Below are 17,979 nucleotides of genomic sequence, written 5' to 3'. Positions count from 1 at the left end.
AGTTCAATGAGCACCATCACCACGCATATTCTGGATACCGCGCTGGGCAAACCGGCGATTGGCGTCGCCGTTTCGCTGGAGCAGAACAGCAGTCAGGGCTGGCTGCCGGTGGCGCAGGGCGATACCGATGCGGATGGCCGCATCACAGACTTAACGCCCGAGTCGCTGGCGCCGGGCCATTACCGCTTAATTGCTGAGATCGGCGACTATTTTGCCGCCGACGGCCGCGACGCGCTCTACGTCAGCGCCCAAATCGATTTCGTGCTGCCGGAAGCGGGCAGCCACTATCACCTGCCTTTCCTGATTTCGCCGTGGTCGTGGTCTACCTATCGCGGCAGCTGATCCTTTTATCCTTCGGGCCGCAGCCTGAATGATGTTGGGGAGAGATTAATAACCAGCACCGCCTTTGCGGCGAGTGCAGCAGTGAGGGGTAAACATGAGCGCCAGGCCAGAAGATACGCGTTACCCGGCAGGCAAATCTTTTGCCTGGGGATTGCAGCATGTCTTGACGATGTACGGCGGCATTATCGCGCCGCCGTTGATTATCGGCTCGGCCGCCGGGCTGCACGCCGCCGAACTGGGGATGCTGGTGACGGCGGCGCTGTTTGTCAGCGGCTGCGCCACGCTGCTCCAGGCGCTGGGCGTGCCCGGTTTCGGCTCACGTCTGCCGCTGGTGCAGGGCGTCTCTTTCGCGGGCGTGGCGACCATGGTGACGTTAGTGACCAGCGGCGGCGGCTTGCCGGTGGTGTTCGGCGCGGTGATCGCCTCTTCGCTGATTGGTCTGCTTATTGCTCCTTTGTTTGCCCATATCATCCGCTTTTTTCCTCCGGTGGTGACCGGCACCGTGATTACGGTGATCGGCCTGTCGCTGATGCCGGTCGCCGCCCGCTGGGCGATGGGCGGCAATCCACATGCGCCGGAATGGGGCTCGCCGGGCAATATCGGGCTGGCCGCGCTGACGCTGGGGATGGTGCTGCTGTTTCATCGCGTAGGCAACGCCGCGATAAAAAGGCTGGCCGTGCTGGCGGCTATGGTGTTGGGCACGCTGTTTGCTGTGGCAGGCGGTAAAACGCAGTTTTCGGGCGTGCTGCATGGCGACGTGGTGGCGCTGCCCGGCATCCTCAGCTTTGGACTGCCGGTTTTCGACGTGGCGGCCATCCTGTCGATGACGCTGATCGTGCTGGTGCTGCTTACCGAAACCACTGCCGGGCTGATCGCTATCGGCGACATTGTCGGTACGGAGGTTGACGGTAAACGCATCGCCAGCGGGCTGCGGGCCGATATGCTGACCAGCGCGCTCGCGCCGCTGTTTAACTCCTTTCCGCAGAGCGCCTTCGCCCAGAACATTGGTCTGGTCGCTATTACCGGCATCAAAAGCCGCTATGTAGTGGCGGCGGGCGGCGCGATCCTGGTGCTGCTTGGCTGTCTGCCCGTGCTGGGCCGGATAGTCGCGGCCGTTCCCGCTCCGGTGCTGGGCGGCGCGGGCGTGGTATTGTTCGGCACCGTCGCGGCATCCGGTATCCGCACGCTGGCAAAGGTCGATTACAAAGAGAATATGAACCTGGTGGTGGTGGCGACGGCCATTGCGTTTGGCATGATCCCCATCGTGATGCCGACCTTTTACGACCGCTTCCCTGACTGGGTCAGAACGATTTTCCATTCCGGCATCAGCGCCGCCTGTGTTGTAGCCGTGCTGCTGAATATTATGTTTAACAGCGTTAAAGGAACGGTAAGCGTGCAGGAAAGCCGATCGGGCTGAAGCATTCAGCCAGCAGGCTATGCGATGCCGGGCAGCAACGGCTTATAAACTAAACTCGTCCGCATCGCGCCAGGCCGGAAAACGCTCCCGGTATTCACGCAGCGAATCCAGCGACAGCTCGGCGCTCAGTACCGCTGGCTGATGCGGTTCGCCAGCCGCCAGTATTTCGCCCTGCGGGCTGATAATCCGGCTGTCGCCGCTGTAGCTATGGCCGTTGGCATCATGGCCGGTGCGATTGCAACCGGCTACGTAAGCCTGATTTTCAATCGCCCGCGCCAGCAGCAATGCCTGCCAGTGCGCCGCACGCGCTGCCGGCCAGTTGGCGACATACAGCGCCAGATCGTAATCGTTGCGGCTGCGGGAAAACACCGGAAAGCGCAGGTCATAGCAAATCTGCGGCAGAATGCGCCAGCCGCGAAACGCTATGATTTCCCGCTTTTCGCCCGCCAGATAATGCTGGTGCTCGCCAGCCATGCGGAACAGATGACGCTTGTCATAGCGATGTACCGTGCCGTCCGGCTCCGCCAGCAGGAAGCGATTGACCGCGCCCGCGGGCGTCTGAACGGCGACGCTGCCGCCGATCATGGCATCAGCCGCGCGGGCTTTCTCCTGTAGCCAGCTCACCACGCGCGCTTCCGGCAGCGAGCTTTTCGCCGCCTCCATCGCAAAGCCGGTGGTAAACATTTCCGGCAGCACAATCAGATCGCGGCCCGTTAATCCGGCTAACAGCGCGTCAAAGAAACGCATGTTGGCCTCGCCGTCCATCCAGACCAGCGGCTGCTGTAGCACGCTCAGGTTTAAAGCTGACATAGCCGCTCCGCTGCCGCATCCAGCGTGGCTTCCTGTTTGGCAAAGCACAGACGGATGAGTTTATGAGGGAAAGGCCCGGCGCAGAAAACCGACAGCGGGATCGCCGCCACGCCCGCTTCTTTGGTCAGCCACTGGCAAAAGGCGACGTCATCCAAATCGGAAACGGCGCTGTAGTCGGCCAGCAGAAAGTAGGTGCCTTCACACGGCAGGATTTTCAGGCGACTTTTCGCCAGCGCCTGTACAAAACGGTCACGGCGGGCACGATAAAACGCCGGCAGCTCGCGGTAGTGCTCTGGTTCGGCGTTCAGCATATCGGCCAATGCCAGCTGTGCGGGGGTGTTGACGGCAAAGGTCAGATACTGATGCACCTTGCGCACTTCCGCCGTTAAGGCTGGCGGCGCCACGCAGTAACCGACCTTCCAGCCGGTCATATGAAAGGTTTTGCCAAACGAGGAAACGGCAATAGCGCGCTCACGCAGCTGCGGATGGGCGAGCACGCTGGCGTGGCCCTCTTTGGCAAAGCAGATATGCTCGTAAACCTCGTCGCTCAGCACATAGATTTCCTGTGCTTTCACCGCCTGCCACAGCGAGGCAAAATCGCTTTTTTGCCAGACGGTAGCGGAAGGATTGTGTGGCGTATTGAGGATAACCAGACGGGTACGAGGCGACAGCAGCGCGGTAAATTCCTGCCAGTCGACGCGAAAAGCCGGCGGCTGCAAAGCGATGCGCTTCATCACGCCGCCAGCCAGCGTCACCGCTGGCGCATAGCTGTCGTAGCTGGGATCGAAACAGATCACCTCATCGCCCGGCCGCACCAGCGCGGTAATGGCGGCATACAGCGCTTCGGTCGCGCCTGCCGTCACCGTGATTTCGCTGTCGACGTCGGGTTTATGCCCGTAAAGCTCCGCCGTTTTAGCCGCAATCGCCTGCCGCAGCGGCTGCACGCCGGTCATCGGCGCATACTGGTTGGCGCCAGCGCTGACGTGATGCGCCAGGCGCGCTTTCAGATAGTCCGGGCCGTCGAAATCCGGGAAGCCCTGAGAAAGATTAATGGCGTTATGCTGCTGCGCCAGCGCGCTCATTTGCGAAAAAATAGTGGTGCCCAGAGCGGGGAGTTTGCTCTCAGGCTTAATCGGCGTCTGGCTCATGATTAGTCACCCTTGCGGAACGCTATGGATATGTTTTAGCCCGTTGCTGCCACTATAACGTCAGTGCTAATATTTGGCAATCAAGACGCTTAGACGTCTAAACGATAAGAATATGCCGTGCTTAGCGGTTGAAAAGGAAGGTTATGACAACATCGCAATTAGATCGGCTGGTGGCGGCCTGCCACTGGATCGGTGCCAAAGGCTGGGCGCCCGCCACCGGCGGCAATATGTCGGTGCGGCAGGACAGCGAGTTTTGCCTGCTGAGCGAATCCGGCAAAGACAAAGGTTCGCTAACCCGCGAGGACTTTATTCAGGTCGCCATCGCCACTAACCATGCGCCTTCCGGCCGCAGGCCTTCCGCAGAAACGGGCCTGCATACGCTAATCTATCGTCTGTTTCCCGAAGCGGGTGCCGTACTGCACGTTCATACGGTGAACGCGACCGTACTCTCAAGAGTTGAGAAACGCGCCGCATTAGTATTGCAAGGCTATGAAATGCAGAAAACGCTGGCCGGACAAAGCTCGCATCTGGAAGAGGTGGCTATTGCGCTGTTCGATAACGATCAGGATATTGAGGCGCTGGCGAAACGTATTGAGCAGTACGCGGAAGGCCATCCGCTGCGCTACGGTTTCCTGCTGCGCGGCCACGGCCTGACCTGCTGGGGCAGAGACGTGAACGAAGCGCGTCGCCATCTTGAAGGGCTGGAGTTCCTTTTCCAGTGTGAATTACAACGTCGGCTTCTGGAGGCCCAATGATCCGCGCTATTGTCACCGATATTGAAGGCACCACCAGCGATATTCGCTTCGTACACAACGTGCTTTTCCCGTATGCGCGCGAAAATCTGGCGGCCTTTATTGCCGCTTTTCAGCACCGGGAAGAGGTGGCGCAGGCGCTGAGCGATCTGCGTGATGAAATCGCGCAGCCGCAGGCCACGGTAGAGGATTTAATCACCGTGCTGTTCGGTTTTATGGATGAAGACCGCAAATCCACCGCGCTGAAAGCGTTACAGGGCATGATCTGGCGCGACGGCTATCTTAACGGCAGCTTTACCGGCCATCTCTATCCGGACGTGCTGCCCGCGCTGAAAGCCTGGCACCAGGCTGGCATTGGGCTGTATGTTTATTCATCCGGCTCGGTAGCTGCGCAGAAATTGTTATTTGGCTACAGCGACGAGGGTGATATTACCTCGTTGTTCAGCGGCTATTTCGATACGCACGTCGGGGCCAAGCGCGAAACGGACTCTTACCGCAATATTGCCGCAGATATCGGGCTGGCACCGGGCGAGCTGCTGTTTTTATCCGATATTCGTCAGGAGCTGGACGCCGCCCGGGAAGCGGGCTGGCATACCGTGCAGCTAATTCGCGATGAAGCGGATGACGTCAGCCGTCATCCTCAGGTCAACCGGTTCGATCACCTTACTCTGGAGTCGTTTGTATGAGCGCACTGACCATTTTTACCGACAGCGAAGCGAAAACGCCGATCTGGCAAAGTACCGATGAAGAAGCGATCCGTCAGAAACTGAGTGGCAAAAACGTGCGTTTTGAGCGCTGGCAGGCGGATCGCGATTTAGGCGTGGATCCGCAGCCGGAAACGGTTATAAACGCTTATCAGCACGCTATCGATCGGCTGGTCGCGGAAAAAGGCTACCAGAGCTGGGACGTAATCAGTATGCGCGCGGACAATCCGCAGAAAGAGACGCTGCGGGAAAAGTTTCTTTCCGAACATACGCATGGCGAGGACGAAGTGCGGTTCTTCGTGGAGGGGGCGGGGCTGTTCTGCCTGCATCTGGACGGGCATATTTATCAAATCCTGTGTGAAAAGAACGATCTGATCTCCGTGCCTGCGGGAACGCCGCACTGGTTTGATATGGGATCGTCACCGCACTTTACCGCTATCCGTATTTTCGACAATCAGGAAGGCTGGATTGCGAATTTTACCGGCGACAGGATTGCTGATGCCTATCCGCGACTGCCGTAAGCAAATCTCTGAGCCATGATGAAAATGGCCGTTTTACAAAACGGGCGGACAGACTGGCCGCCCGGGTTTATCTCAATCAGGTAACCGGAGCGCCAATAAAATAAGACAGTTACTCATTAGCAACTGGGCCACCTGTTTTCAATGGTGCTTTAAAAGTAGTTCTTTTCGTTTCTTATGTGCTTCTGCTGGAAATAATTAATGCAGTGGTTTTGGAAGGTCTTTTAAATATTTAAATATATAACTGAAATATTATAATGCTAATTAATGGCCGGGGAAGTCTGGTAGATAAAGCGATAATAAAGATTTTTGGTTTTCATCTTAAAATATTGATCTTTAATATTTAAAATTTAATGCTTAATGTCAGGGTTTGCAGTCAGGGTTTGCGGTCAGGGTTTGCGGTCAGGGTTTGCGGTCAGGGTTTGCGGTCAGGGTTTGCGGTCAGGGTTTGCGGTCAGGGTTTGCGGTCAGGGTTTGCGGTCAGGGTTTGCAGTCAGGGTTTGCAGTCAGGGTTTGCAGTCAGGGTTTGCAGTTAAGCGGGGCTGAAAGTTGTATTCGTTCTGATGGGGCGCTTTAAACACTTCCTTTCTCGATTTTTCATGTAGTGACGTGAAATTACCATGTTTAAGCCTCTTTTGATTGGTTATTTTCTGATTATTAATGAATCTTGCCTTTTTTTTATTTTTTTTACTGCAGGGTGCATATTTATTTTGACGGGAATGTTTTATCAGACGTAGTATGATTTTGCTCTGTCAGAAGGGGATATACTATTTTCAGGTGATAAGTCGTGCCTCACGCTGCTATTTCTGTGTGGCACCGCTCAATTTTAAAAGGAAATTAAAATGAGAGAAATAACCCGAACAGAAGCCACCCGCGTCAGCGGCGGAAGCTTTTTATGCGATCTCAGTCAGGCCAACCTGGCGTTAACCGCCAACCTGTTCAAAGTAGGTTTCTTTTTGCTGGGCGGGCTGGTATTGATGAACTATCTGTGTTCAGGGGCACCAACACCACCAACACCAGCACCAACAACACCAGCACCAACAATAGCACCAGAACCCCCCCTGTAGTCACGATCTTTCATGTCCCATAAAATGATGCCGTCATTTTAACCTGCGGGCGCTGCTATAACGCGGCGTCCGGGCCAGTTTGCCTTCCGTCAGTTTGTTACACGGCACTTCCGGTTCTCCGTCCGCCTGAAAGCTTTGCCAGACGCGCGCTGTCCTGTGTTTTTTAGTGGCGCGGCGCTTAAGGTGTCGTTAACCTGTCTTCGTTTTGTATGCACAGACTTAAGGGAAACATTATGAATGAGGCACAGGTCCGTCTGGCTATTGTTGGCGCAGCGGGACGCATGGGGCGTCAGTTAATTCAGGCCGCTCACGAAGCGGAAGGCGTTTGCGTGGGGGCCGCGCTGGTGCGTAACGGCTCTTCTTTGGTCGGCATTGACGCGGGCGAGCTGGCCGGAACCGGTACGCTGGGCGTGAAGGTCAGCGATCGGCTGGTTGCCGATGAGTTTGATGTCCTGATCGACTTTACCCGTCCCGAAGGCACGCTGGAATATCTGGCGTTTTGTCGTCAGCACAAAAAAGCGATGGTCATCGGCACCACCGGCTTTGACGAGGCCGGTAAGGCGGCGATCGGCGCGGCTGCGCAAGAGATAGCCATCGTTTTTGCCGCCAACTTCAGCGTGGGCGTCAATCTGGTGCTGAAGCTGCTGGAGCAGGCCGCGCAGGTGATGGGCGATTATGCGGACATCGAAATTATCGAAGCGCACCATCGCCATAAGGTTGATGCGCCTTCCGGCACCGCGCTGGCGATGGGCGAAGCGATAGCGGACGCCATGGACTGGGATCTTAAAGAGCATGGGGTCTATAGTCGGGAAGGGCACACCGGCGAACGTAAGCCACAAACCATTGGTTTTGCTACCGTGCGGGCAGGCGATATCGTCGGCGAGCATACCGCGATGTTTGCGGATATTGGCGAGCGTATAGAGATAACGCACAAGGCTTCAAGTCGTATGACCTTTGCAAAAGGCGCTGTTCGTGCTGCATCCTGGGTTTTTGCGAGTAAAGAAGGTCTTTTTGATATGAGGAATGTGCTTAATATTGATAATAATTGATAAGTACGAGTCTGGATATTTTTTTAAGTTGCTGTTTTAATTGGGTAGTTTTGCTGCCCTTTTTTTATTTGTGCATATAAATAATATTTAGATGGTATTTTTAACAAAAAGTTGTTTTTAGGTGTTTTTCTGCATTTTTACAGGGTTGATTTGTTAATTTTGACCATTTGGTCCACTATTTTTCGGGCTATCTGGATTTTTCCCATTCATTTCGTCAGGCAACCGTTTTTATCACCACGATAGTTGCTGTTTTTGGTGGCTATCATCATCTTTTTACGCCAGTGGCACAAAAAACAATGAAAAACTCCGCTTCAGGGTAGACATCAGCCGGGGCGATCATTAGAATGCGCGCAATTTGCCAAAAATCGAGCAGGCAGGCAGGTTTTGCATTGATTTAAAGGTGTATCCTGAATTAATATGCAAATAATGTGACTGTTTATTCTCTGGAGGATGTTTTGATTAAGTCAGCGCTATTGGTTCTGGAAGACGGAACCCAATTCCACGGTCGGGCCATCGGGGCAACAGGAACGGCAGTGGGTGAAGTTGTTTTCAACACTTCAATGACCGGTTATCAAGAAATCCTCACTGATCCTTCCTATTCCCGCCAGATTGTTACTCTCACTTATCCTCATATCGGCAATGTCGGCACCAATATCGCCGATGAAGAATCCGCCCAGGTTCATGCTGAAGGCCTGGTTATCCGCGACCTGCCGTTGATCGCCAGCAACTTCCGTAATGAAGAGGGGCTTTCCGCTTACCTGAAGCGTCTGAATATTGTCGCCATTGCCGATATCGACACGCGTAAGCTGACCCGTCTGCTGCGTGAAAAAGGCGCGCAGAACGGCTGCATCATCGCAGGCGACGCGCCGGATGCCGAGCTGGCGCTGCAAAAAGCAAAAGCTTTTCCAGGCCTGAAGGGCATGGATCTGGCGAAGGAAGTCACTACGCAAGAAACCTACAAGTGGCTACAGGGCAGCTGGACGCTGGATGGCCTGCCTGCACCGAAGAAAGAAGAGGAGCTGCCTTTCCACGTGGTGGCCTACGATTACGGCGTGAAGCGAAATATCCTGCGGATGCTGGTGGATCGCGGCTGTCGCCTGACGGTTGTCCCGGCGCAAACGCCTGCGGAAGAGGTAATGAAGATGAACCCGGACGGGATCTTCCTCTCTAACGGCCCTGGCGATCCGGAACCCTGCGACTACGCTATCGCCGCGATTAAGACTTTCCTGGAAACGGAGATCCCGGTATTCGGCATCTGCCTGGGCCATCAGCTGCTGGCGCTGGCCAGCGATGTGAAAACGGTGAAGATGAAGCTGGGCCACCACGGCGGCAACCATCCGGTGAAAGATCACGACAACAATACCGTGATGATCACCGCGCAAAACCACGGTTTTGCCGTAGACAACAACAACCTGCCAGCGAACCTGCGTATTACCCATACCTCGCTGTTTGACCACACGGTGCAGGGCATTCACCGCACGGATAAGCCGGCGTTCAGTTTCCAGGGCCATCCCGAAGCCAGCCCTGGCCCACACGACGCCGCACCGCTGTTCGATCACTTTATCGAACTGATCGAAGCCTACCGTTCAAATAAATAATCAGGAGCGAAAGCATGCCAAAACGTACCGACATAAAAAGTATCCTGATCCTGGGCGCGGGTCCGATCGTTATCGGCCAGGCCTGTGAATTTGACTACTCTGGCGCGCAGGCCTGTAAAGCGCTGCGCGAAGAGGGCTACCGCGTTATCCTGGTGAACTCCAACCCGGCGACCATCATGACCGACCCGGAAATGGCCGATGCCACCTACATCGAACCGATTCACTGGGAAGTGGTGCGCAAAATTATTGAGAAAGAGCGTCCGGATGCCGTGCTGCCGACCATGGGCGGCCAGACCGCGCTGAACTGCGCGCTGGAGCTGGAGCGTCAGGGCGTGCTGGAAGAGTTCAACGTCACCATGATTGGCGCGACGGCGGATGCAATTGATAAAGCGGAAGACCGCCAGCGTTTCGATAAGGCGATGAAGAAAATCGGCCTTGAAACCGCACGTTCCGGTATCGCCCATAATATGGAAGAAGCGCTGAAAGTTGCTGAAGATGTTGGCTTCCCATGCATTATCCGTCCCTCCTTTACTATGGGCGGCAGCGGCGGCGGTATCGCTTACAACCGCGAAGAATTTGAAGAGATTTGCGAGCGCGGCCTGGATCTGTCGCCAACCAACGAGCTGCTGATTGATGAATCGCTGATCGGCTGGAAAGAGTATGAAATGGAAGTGGTGCGTGACAAAAACGACAACTGCATCATTGTCTGCTCCATTGAAAACTTTGACGCGATGGGCATCCATACCGGCGACTCCATCACCGTAGCGCCTGCGCAGACGCTGACCGACAAAGAGTACCAGATCATGCGTAACGCCTCGATGGCGGTACTGCGTGAAATCGGCGTGGAAACCGGCGGCTCCAACGTGCAGTTCTCGGTGAACCCGGAAAACGGTCGTCTGATCATTATCGAAATGAACCCGCGCGTTTCCCGCTCTTCGGCGCTGGCTTCCAAAGCGACCGGCTTCCCGATTGCGAAAATCGCCGCCAAGCTGGCCGTCGGCTATACGCTGGACGAGCTGATGAACGATATCACCGGCGGCCGCACGCCGGCCTCGTTTGAGCCTTCCATCGACTATGTCGTCACCAAAATCCCTCGCTTCAACTTTGAAAAGTTTGCGGGCACCAACGATCGTCTGACCACGCAGATGAAGTCCGTGGGCGAAGTGATGGCGATTGGCCGCACCTTGCAGGAATCAATGCAGAAAGCACTGCGCGGCCTGGAAGTAGGCGCGCACGGTTTCGACCCGAAAGTTGACCTGAACGATGCGGAAGCGCTGACCACCATTCGCCGCGAGCTGAAAGATGCCGGCTGTGACCGTATCTGGTATGTGGCCGATGCGTTCCGCGCGGGCATGTCCGTGGACGGCGTCTTCAATCTGACCAATATTGACCGCTGGTTCCTGGTGCAGATCGAAGAGCTGGTGCGGCTGGAAGAGCAGGTTGCCCGCGAAGGCATCAACGGCCTGACCGCCGATTTCCTGCGTACCCTGAAGCGTAAAGGCTTTGCCGACGCGCGCCTGGCCGTGCTGGCTGGTGTGGCGGAATCAGAAGTGCGCAAGCTGCGTCAGCAGTATAATCTGCACCCGGTTTACAAGCGCGTGGATACCTGTGCGGCGGAGTTCTCTACCGATACCGCCTATATGTACTCCACCTATGAAGAAGAGTGCGAAGCCAATCCCAACCAGGATCGCGACAAGATCATGGTGCTGGGCGGCGGGCCAAACCGTATCGGTCAGGGCATTGAGTTTGACTACTGCTGCGTGCACGCCGCGCTGGCGCTGCGTGAAGACGGCTATGAAACCATTATGGTTAACTGCAACCCGGAAACCGTCTCTACCGATTACGATACCTCTGACCGCCTCTACTTTGAGCCGGTCACGCTGGAAGACGTGCTGGAAATTGTGCGCATCGAGAAGCCAAAAGGCGTGATCGTGCAGTACGGCGGCCAGACGCCGCTGAAGCTGGCGCGCGCGCTGGAAGCCGCAGGCGTGCCGGTTATCGGCACCAGCCCGGATGCGATTGACCGTGCCGAAGACCGCGAGCGTTTTCAACAGGCGGTGGACCGCCTGGGCCTGAAGCAGCCGGCCAACGCAACGGTCACGGCGCTGGAGCAGGCGGTGGAAAAAGCGGTGGCTATCGGCTATCCGCTGGTGGTGCGTCCTTCTTACGTGCTGGGCGGCCGGGCAATGGAAATCGTCTATGACGAAATTGACCTGAAGCGCTATTTCCAGACGGCGGTTTCCGTTTCCAACGATGCACCGGTGCTGCTGGATCGCTTCCTGGACGACGCGGTTGAAGTGGACGTTGACGCCATCTGCGACGGCGAGCGCGTGCTGATAGGCGGCATCATGGAACATATCGAGCAGGCTGGCGTGCACTCCGGCGACTCGGCCTGTTCACTGCCGGCCTATACGCTGAGCAAAGAGATCCAGAACGTAATGCGTCAGCAGGTCGAAAAACTGGCCTTTGAGCTTTGCGTGCGCGGGCTGATGAACGTGCAGTTCGCGGTAAAAGATAACGAAGTCTATCTGATTGAGGTTAACCCTCGCGCCGCGCGTACCGTGCCGTTTGTCTCTAAAGCGACCGGCGTGCCGCTGGCGAAAGTCGCCGCGCGCGTGATGGCGGGCAAAACGCTGGCAGAGCAGGGCGTAACGGAAGAGGTGATCCCGCCTTATTATTCGGTGAAGGAAGTGGTACTGCCGTTTAATAAATTCCAGGGTGTCGATCCTATCCTTGGCCCGGAAATGCGCTCCACCGGCGAAGTCATGGGCGTTGGCCGCACCTTTGCCGAAGCTTTCTCTAAAGCGATGCTGGGCGCGCAAAGCAATATGAAGAAAAGCGGCCGCGCGCTGCTCTCCGTTCGCGAAGGCGACAAAAAGCGTATTGTGGATCTGGCCGCTAAGCTGCAAAAGCTGGGCTTTGAGCTGGACGCCACCCACGGAACGGCGGTAGTGCTGGGCGAAGCGGGCATCAATCCGCGTCTGGTTAACAAGGTGCATGAAGGCCGCCCGCATATTCAGGATCGCCTGAAGAACGGGGAATATGCCTACATTGTTAACACCACGGCCGGACGCCAGGCGATTGAGGATTCCAAACTGATCCGCCGCAGCGCGTTGCAGTACAAGGTGCACTATGACACCACGCTGAACGGCGGTTTCGCGACGGCTATGTCGCTGAATGCCGATCCGACTGAGCAGGTGATCTCCGTGCAGGAAATGCACGCGCAGATCAAACAGGCTTAAAGCGTTTTCTCTGCCCATCCCCGCTACGGCGGGGATTTTTTTATCTCCGCCGCGTTCCCGCCCCAATAACCCGTTTTGTGACGCCTTTAAAATTGATGCGCCAAAAAATGCTATAGGCTTGTCCCGTTGCCGAACCGTCGGCGCTTTTACTCAACATCAGGGATGAAACAATGAAAAAACGCTTAATAGCTCTGGCCTGCATGGCCTTTTTTTCGCAGGCCTTTGCGGCGAAAGACGTTACCACGCAACCTGACTTTTATTTCCTGCAGGAGGCGCAATCCCCCGACAGCCTGACGCTGTTGCCGCCGCCGCCCGCGACGGACAGCATCGAATTTCTTAACGACAAAGCGCAGTACGAGCTGGGCAAAAGCCTGCGCGATACGCCCCGGGGCAAGCAGGCGTGGCAAGATGCGCATGTCGCAGGCGATGGCGTGGCCGCGGCTTTTTCCGGCGCGTTTGGACGAGAAATCAGCAAGAGTAAAACGCCGGAGCTTTATCGGCTGGTGATGAAAATGCGTGAGGATGCCGGCGATTTGGCCACCCGCAGCGCCAAAATTCGCTATATGCGCATTCGTCCTTTTGCTTTTTATCAGGAACCGACCTGCCGCACCGATCAGCAGCAGGAGCTGTCTACCAACGGCGCTTATCCTTCCGGGCATACAACAATTGGCTGGGCTACGGCGCTGGTGCTGACCGAAATAAACCCCGCCAGACAGAATGAAATCCTCAAGCGCGGCTATGAAATGGGCCAGAGCCGGGTAATTTGCGGCTATCACTGGCAGAGCGATGTTAACGCCGCCCGCATCGTCGGCGGGGCTGTCGTGGCCCGTCTGCACGCTGACGAAAGTTTTATGCAACAGCTACAAAAAGCGAAGGACGAGTTTAAACGTCAGACGACGCTGGCCGGAAACCTCGACAGATAACCCACCGCAGAATAACCCTGTGGTTTTACCCCGTCCGCGCGTGGGAAGTAGGTATTGCTGCTGCCGTATAGTCGCTAAAGCCGCAAAGTAAAAAGGCCCGGTTGCCAACAATGCCAACCGGGCCTTCGCTTATCCCCCGCTAATCAGGAGAGCGCGACTTTGATACCGAAAGCGATCAGCACGGTGCCCAGCAGCCTGTCGATCAGCTTCTGCGCGCGGGCCAGGCCACGGCGTACGGGCGGGCTTTGGATCAGCACCACCAGCGTCGGCCACCAGATGGAAGAGAGCGTGATAATAATGCCTGCATACCAAATCTTCTCGCCCAGGCTGGAATGCACGTTCAGCACCTGCGTAAACATCGACAGGAAAAACAGCGTGGCCTTAGGATTCAGCAGATTGCAAAGGTAGCCCTGCATAAAGGCTTTCTTTAACGAGGTGCTTTCCGCCGCGACGTTGCTGAGGTCCATCTTGCTGCCGCCGCGTGAAAGCAGCGCCTGGATGCCGACGTAGATCAGATAAGCCGCCCCGGCATACTTCAGCAGCATAAACAGCCACGGCGTGGTGGTGATCACCACCGCCAGCCCGGCGACGCAATAGGTCATATGCGTTGCCACGGCGCAGTTAACGCCAAGCGCCGTCATCAGCGCGGCGCGGCGTGGATAGCGCGCGGCATTTTTGATAATCAGAAAAAAATCGGGGCCGGGCGAAAGCATGCCCAGCGTCGCAATAGTGACGATAAGTAAACTGGTTTCTAACATGGTGTTCTCAGAATTCAGCAGAAGAGAGAAACCCCAAAGGGTTTGCCGTGGCTATTTTAGCCTGAAGCGCTAATAAATAACACGGCGCCGCTAAACCTTTACTTAATTCGCCAGGTTTTGCTATCGACGAAACTTTCGCCTTTCCGTATGATGGCGCCAATTTTACACCTTGTGAGTATTCTCAGATGATAAGCCTGATTGCAGCCATGGCGACCGACCGCGTTATCGGGATGGAAAATGCCATGCCGTGGCATCTGCCAGCCGATTTGGCCTGGTTTAAAAAGCACACCCTGAACAAACCGGTCATTATGGGACGCCGCACCTTTGAGTCGATCGGCCGTCCGCTGCCGGACAGGCTGAATATTGTGATCAGCAGCCAGCAGGGCGATGCGGAAGGCGTGCGCTGGGTCACTTCCATTGAGGAAGCGCTGAAAGCGGCGGGCGACGTGGCAGAGATCATGGTGATTGGCGGCGGGCGCGTCTATGAACAGCTGCTGCCGCGCGCGGATCGCCTGTATCTGACGCATATTGATGCGGAAGTCGAAGGCGACACGATTTTCCCGGACTATGAGCCGGATGAGTGGCAGTCGACCTTTAGCGAATTTCACGACGCTGACGAGAAAAACACGCACAGCTACTGCTTTGAAATTCTGGACCGTCGACAGTAAGTAACTTTACATTCCTTTCGAACATTTTGTAACCTAAGTGTAACAAAATATCTCTAGCATTGCTTCATTTTACAAACCGTAAAGGAAGCAATGCGCTATGAATAATCAATCGCCGTTACCGAACGAAGCCGTCACGCCCAATCCTGGCCGTCGTAAATTCCTTGCAGGAACCGGGGCATTGAGTCTGGCAGGCTTTATTGGCGGCGGTCTCTCTGTTCCCTCTCTGGCGCTGGCGAAGCCCGTGTCGGGCGGCAGTCAATTGCTGGGCTTTGACGGTATTCCGGCTTCCACAGCGGATGAAATTGCCATTGCCGACGGCTATCAGGCTGATGTGCTGATTTCATGGGGCGATCCGCTGGTCGATGGCGCCCCGGCGTTTGACGCGGAAGGAAAAAACAGCGCAGCCGATCAGGAAAAACAGTTCGGCGATAACAATGATGGCATGAGCTTTTTTGCCATGGAGGGAAGCCGGGATCGCGGCTTAATTGCGGTTAACAATGAATATGTTAATGAGCAATATCTCTATGCTCACGGCGACAGCAAGGCGCACGATGCTGAAGATGTAAAAAAATCGCAGGCGGGGCACGGCGTATCGGTGATGGAAGTCCGTCGTGGCCAGGGAAACCGCTGGGAAGTTGTCCGTCCTTCACGCTATAACCGCCGCATCACTGCCAATACGCCAATGCGTTTTTCCGGCCCTGCCGCTGGCGATGCGGCGCTGCATACCGCAGCCGATCCGCAAGGAATGAACGTGCTCGGCACCTTTGGCAACTGCGCTAACGGCAAAACGCCCTGGGGTACTTATCTCACCTGTGAAGAAAATTTCGATACCTATTTCGGCACTAAAAAAGCGGATTTCAGCCTGACGGCGGCGCAAAAGCGCTACACGCTGAGTCCCGCCGATCCCGAGCGCAACTGGTCCGATTTCGATCCGCGTTTTGATGTGGCGAAAAACCCTAACGAATTTAATCGTCACGGCTGGATTGTCGAGATCGATCCCTTCGCCCCCGATTCCGTGCCGGTCAAGCGCACCGCGCTGGGCCGATTTAAGCATGAAAACGCGGCCGTTACGGTAGCGAAAAGCGGCGAGCTGGTGGTGTATATGGGGGATGATGAACGCGGCGAGTATATCTACAAATATGTTTCCAAAGGCAAGGTCGATCGCGCTAATCCGGCGGCAAATACCAGGCTGTTGGATGAGGGAACGCTCTATGTTGCCATCTTTGACGGCGACAGAAACGGTACGCCGCTGAAGGGAACCGGGCACTGGGTGGCGCTGGTTCAGGGGCAGCACGGCCTGACCGCCGACAACGGTTTCCGCACCCAGGCAGATATTTTGATTAACACGCGCGGCGCGGCGGATGTGGTGAAAGCCACACGTATGGATCGCCCTGAGTGGATTGCCGTTAATCCCCATGATGGCCGCGCCTACTGCACCCTGACCAATAACAGCAAGCGAGGCGATGAGGGAATGCCGATCAACGCGGCTAATCCTCGGCCGGATAACATTTATGGGCAGATTATTCGCTGGGATGAGAAAGGGGACGCTACGGCCCAAGCGTTTGACTGGGATATTTTTGTGCTGTGCGGTAATCCAATTGCGCATCCGCAGGGCATATATCGCGGTACGCCGAACATCACCGAGCAGAACACCTTTAATAGCCCTGATGGTCTGGGCTTTGATGAAGGCGGACGCCTGTGGATCCTGACGGATGGTAAATACAGTAATAAAGGCGACTATGAAGGGCAGGGGAACAATCAGATGCTGGTGGGCGATCCGCAGAGCGGAGAAATTCGTCGCTTTATGGTGGGGCCCAAATCCTGTGAGCTGACCGGGATCACTTTTACACCGGACTACAAAACGATGTTTGTGAATGTGCAACATCCGGGAGAAGAGAAAGACTCGCACTTTCCTGACAATAGCCCGCGTCCCCGCTCTTCCGTGATAATGATTACGCGCAAGGATGGCGGCGTATTGGGTGCCTGAAAGCGGACGGATACGTTTATCGGCTGAGTAAAGCCACGCCTTTAAGGGCGTGGCGCTCACTCTTTATCGGATAGCAAAAAGCCTGTCGCGAAAGCAATTGACGCTTATGAGTCAGCAGACGGCGCCGTTATAGCGGTCTCATGTTCGTTTGACAACCGTTTTGACGGCTGAGTAAACCAGGTTTTATCTTCCCAGCGCAGCATCGTCAGCGTGCCGCCCCAGCAGCAGCCGGTATCCAGCGCCAGGATATTTTCCGGCGTGCCTTTTCCTTCCAGCGAAGCCCAGTGACCAAACGCAATGGTGTAGTCGCGCGACACCGGCCCCGGAATAGCAAACCAAGGCTTTAGCGGCGCGGGCGCCGAATCGGGCGTATCTTTGCAGATCATATCCAGCTGGCCGTTAGGAAAGCAGAAGCGCATCCGGGTTAGCGCATTGGTGCTGAAGCGCAGACGAGCCAGCCCGGTCAGCTCCGGCGTCCAGTTGTTGGGCATATCGCCATACATCGCATCCAGAAACAGCGGATAGGTATCGCTGGAGAGCACCGCCTCGACCTCGCGGGCGCAGCTTTGCGCCGTAGCCAAATCCCACTGTGGCGTGATGCCCGCGTGCGCCATCACCAGCTTCTTCTCTTCATCGACCTGGATCAGCGGCTGGCGGCGCAGCCAGTTAATCAGATCGTCGGCGTCTTCCGCTTCCAGCAGCGGCGTCAGCCTGTCCTTTGGCTTGTTGCGGCTGATACCTGCAAACACGGCCAGTAAATGCAGATCGTGATTGCCCAGCACCACTTTCACCGCATCGCCCAATGAACGAACGTAGCGCAGGACTTCCAGCGAAGCGGGGCCGCGCGCGACCAGATCGCCCGTCAGCCACAGGCTGTCCCGGGCAGGATCGAAAGCCACCTGGTCCAGCAGTGACCGAAGCTCATCGTAGCAGCCGTGAATATCGCCAATCAGGTAAGTGCTCATCAACAATCCGAACCTCAGCGCCGGACCAGCG

General features: G+C 56.0%; 16 protein-coding genes. 12 read left to right on the top strand and 4 right to left on the bottom strand.

The genetic code is table 11. From position 1 onward, the window contains the following. The first annotated feature begins 6 nt into the window (after positions 1 to 6). Positions 7 to 342, top strand: a complete 336-nt coding sequence (uraH, locus tag QZH36_RS17310) for a hydroxyisourate hydrolase (protein ID WP_301730737.1) — start codon at positions 7 to 9, stop codon at positions 340 to 342. Between the two features lie 94 nt (positions 343 to 436). Then, positions 437 to 1,759 (top strand): nucleobase:cation symporter-2 family protein, encoded by a 1,323-nt coding sequence (locus QZH36_RS17305; protein ID WP_301730736.1) that lies wholly within the window; start codon positions 437 to 439, stop codon positions 1,757 to 1,759. Positions 1,760 to 1,801: 42 nt separating this feature from the next. On the opposite strand, the gene QZH36_RS17300 is transcribed toward QZH36_RS17305, so the two are convergent. Both QZH36_RS17300 and QZH36_RS17295 read right to left on the bottom strand, forming a co-directional pair. Next, the gene (locus QZH36_RS17300) at positions 1,802 to 2,569 is read right to left on the bottom strand and encodes an amidohydrolase (RefSeq protein WP_301730735.1); all 768 of its coding nucleotides are present in this window, start codon (positions 2,567 to 2,569) and stop codon (positions 1,802 to 1,804) included. Continuing rightward, positions 2,557 to 3,717 carry a pyridoxal phosphate-dependent aminotransferase gene (locus QZH36_RS17295; protein ID WP_301730734.1) on the bottom strand — a complete coding sequence of 387 codons (1,161 nt, stop codon included), beginning with the start codon at positions 3,715 to 3,717 and terminating at the stop codon, positions 2,557 to 2,559. Before QZH36_RS17295 ends, QZH36_RS17300 begins: the two co-directional genes overlap by 13 nt. A 143-nt stretch (positions 3,718 to 3,860) precedes the next feature. Here QZH36_RS17295 and QZH36_RS17290 point away from each other — a divergent pair, with 143 nt between their 5' ends. The 8 genes from QZH36_RS17290 to QZH36_RS17255 all read left to right on the top strand — a co-directional run bounded on the left by QZH36_RS17290 (position 3,861) and on the right by QZH36_RS17255 (position 13,570). Continuing rightward, positions 3,861 to 4,472, top strand: coding sequence for a methylthioribulose 1-phosphate dehydratase (locus tag QZH36_RS17290; protein WP_301730733.1), 612 nt, complete (start codon positions 3,861 to 3,863; stop codon positions 4,470 to 4,472). Continuing rightward, positions 4,469 to 5,155: an acireductone synthase gene (gene mtnC / locus QZH36_RS17285; RefSeq protein ID WP_301253352.1), complete on the top strand. Its 687-nt coding sequence runs from the start codon at positions 4,469 to 4,471 to the stop codon at positions 5,153 to 5,155. Before QZH36_RS17290 ends, mtnC begins: the two co-directional genes overlap by 4 nt. Then, positions 5,152 to 5,694: a 1,2-dihydroxy-3-keto-5-methylthiopentene dioxygenase gene (locus tag QZH36_RS17280; RefSeq protein ID WP_253455327.1), complete on the top strand. Its 543-nt coding sequence runs from the start codon at positions 5,152 to 5,154 to the stop codon at positions 5,692 to 5,694. The genes mtnC and QZH36_RS17280 overlap by 4 nt, the downstream gene beginning before the upstream one ends. An 839-nt stretch (positions 5,695 to 6,533) precedes the next feature. Next, a complete protein-coding gene (locus QZH36_RS17275; RefSeq protein WP_301730731.1) occupies positions 6,534 to 6,758 on the top strand; it encodes a hypothetical protein in 225 nt (74 codons plus the stop codon). Between the two features lie 233 nt (positions 6,759 to 6,991). Continuing rightward, positions 6,992 to 7,807, top strand: a complete 816-nt coding sequence (dapB, locus tag QZH36_RS17270) for a 4-hydroxy-tetrahydrodipicolinate reductase (RefSeq protein ID WP_301730730.1) — start codon at positions 6,992 to 6,994, stop codon at positions 7,805 to 7,807. Positions 7,808 to 8,262: 455 nt separating this feature from the next. Next, positions 8,263 to 9,405: a glutamine-hydrolyzing carbamoyl-phosphate synthase small subunit gene (gene carA / locus QZH36_RS17265; RefSeq protein WP_301251485.1), complete on the top strand. Its 1,143-nt coding sequence runs from the start codon at positions 8,263 to 8,265 to the stop codon at positions 9,403 to 9,405. A gap of 14 nt (positions 9,406 to 9,419) precedes the next feature. Further along, positions 9,420 to 12,647 carry a carbamoyl-phosphate synthase large subunit gene (gene carB, locus QZH36_RS17260; protein WP_253455323.1) on the top strand — a complete coding sequence of 1,076 codons (3,228 nt, stop codon included), beginning with the start codon at positions 9,420 to 9,422 and terminating at the stop codon, positions 12,645 to 12,647. Between the two features lie 170 nt (positions 12,648 to 12,817). Then, a complete protein-coding gene (locus tag QZH36_RS17255) occupies positions 12,818 to 13,570 on the top strand; it encodes an acid phosphatase (protein ID WP_301730729.1) in 753 nt (250 codons plus the stop codon). Positions 13,571 to 13,713: 143 nt separating this feature from the next. Here the strand turns inward: QZH36_RS17255 and QZH36_RS17250 are convergent, their stop codons facing one another. Continuing rightward, positions 13,714 to 14,328, bottom strand: a complete 615-nt coding sequence (locus QZH36_RS17250; protein WP_253455321.1) for a LysE family transporter — start codon at positions 14,326 to 14,328, stop codon at positions 13,714 to 13,716. Between the two features lie 185 nt (positions 14,329 to 14,513). Here QZH36_RS17250 and folA point away from each other — a divergent pair, with 185 nt between their 5' ends. Then, the gene (gene folA, locus QZH36_RS17245) at positions 14,514 to 14,996 is read left to right on the top strand and encodes a type 3 dihydrofolate reductase (protein ID WP_253455320.1); all 483 of its coding nucleotides are present in this window, start codon (positions 14,514 to 14,516) and stop codon (positions 14,994 to 14,996) included. Between the two features lie 97 nt (positions 14,997 to 15,093). Further along, positions 15,094 to 16,983 (top strand): PhoX family protein, encoded by a 1,890-nt coding sequence (locus QZH36_RS17240; protein ID WP_301730728.1) that lies wholly within the window; start codon positions 15,094 to 15,096, stop codon positions 16,981 to 16,983. 104 nt (positions 16,984 to 17,087) lie between these two features. Here QZH36_RS17240 and apaH read toward each other — a convergent pair whose 3' ends face one another. Then, positions 17,088 to 17,948 (bottom strand): bis(5'-nucleosyl)-tetraphosphatase (symmetrical) ApaH, encoded by an 861-nt coding sequence (gene apaH / locus QZH36_RS17235; RefSeq protein ID WP_301730727.1) that lies wholly within the window; start codon positions 17,946 to 17,948, stop codon positions 17,088 to 17,090. Positions 17,949 to 17,979: the final 31 nt, after the last annotated feature.

Source organism: Erwinia wuhanensis (genome assembly GCF_030484085.1).
GTDB lineage: Bacteria > Pseudomonadota > Gammaproteobacteria > Enterobacterales > Enterobacteriaceae > Erwinia > Erwinia aeris.
The sequence above is the reverse complement of the archived record's forward strand: the minus strand, read 5'-3'. Positions and strand labels throughout refer to the sequence as shown.